Source organism: Vibrio sp. Vb0667 (assembly GCF_033391095.1).
The window spans coordinates 1-1,155 of the sequence record NZ_JAWPOL010000295.1; the positions used below are offsets into that span (position 1 = coordinate 1).

Genomic DNA, 1,155 nt, shown 5'->3' on the forward strand with positions numbered 1-1,155 from the left:
CGTTCAAGAACTGAACGTAAAAGAGGGTGATGCAGTTACCGTTGGTGCACCTCTTCTCAGTTTGGGGTAAGGGAGTATCATGGACGGATTGATGACCTTATGGTCAGAAACAGGGATCGCTAACTTTGAGTTTGGCCAAATCTGCATGATGCTGGTTGGCTGTACGCTGTTGTTTTTAGCGATTCGTAAAGGCTTTGAACCATTACTTTTATTGCCAATTGGCTTTGGCGCTATCTTAGCTAACATTCCTAATGCGGGCTTCACTGAGCCGGGCGGTTTGTTGTACTACGTCTACTATATCGGGATCGAATCGGGAGTTTTCCCATTGTTGATCTTTATGGGCGTTGGTGCGATGACGGACTTTGGCGCATTGATCGCGAACCCTAAAACACTTTGGTTAGGGGCGGCAGCGCAGTTTGGTATTTTTGCGACCTTGTTTGGGGCGATTTTGCTTAACTTTGTGCCAGGGATGGAATTCTCGATGGCAGATGCATCATCGATCGCCATCATCGGTGGTGCTGATGGTCCAACGGCGATCTTCTTGGCCAGCAAGTTGTCGCCAGACTTATTGGGGGCGATTGCGGTAGCGGCATACAGCTACATGGCATTAGTTCCGATCATTCAACCGCCAATTATGAAAGCGCTGACTACCAAAGAAGAGCGTGAAATCAAAATGGCGCAGCTTCGTCATGTTGGTAAGTGGGAAAAAGTGTTCTTCCCGATGGCCGTGCTGTTGATGACGATTCTGTTCCTACCTTCTGCGACGCCATTGGTTGGTATGTTCTGTCTCGGTAACCTGATGCGTGAAGCGGGTGTGGTGGATCGTTTATCGAAAACTGCACAAAATGAACTGATCAATATTGTGACTATCTTCTTGGGTTTAGGGGTTGGCTCGAAACTGCAAGCTGACCAGTTCTTAAATTTGGAAACATTAGGCATTCTTGGTCTAGGCGCTGTAGCGTTCAGTATCGGTACAGGCGCAGGTGTTCTCATGGCTAAGCTTCTTAATAAGTTCTCAGAAGAGGACATCAACCCACTCATTGGCGCGGCAGGGGTGTCTGCCGTACCTATGGCTGCGCGTGTGGTGAACAAAGTCGGGCTTGATGCAAACCCTCAAAACTTCTTGTTGATGCATGCGATGGGACCAAACGTAGC

General features: G+C 48.5%; 1 protein-coding gene. It reads left to right on the plus strand.

Translation table 11 applies throughout. The features are described 5' to 3' along the window. Nucleotides 1-79: 79 nt before the first annotated feature. Nucleotides 80-1,155: sodium ion-translocating decarboxylase subunit beta (locus tag R8269_RS25390; RefSeq protein ID WP_318222934.1), on the plus strand; the 1,076-nt coding region annotated here is incomplete at its 3' end.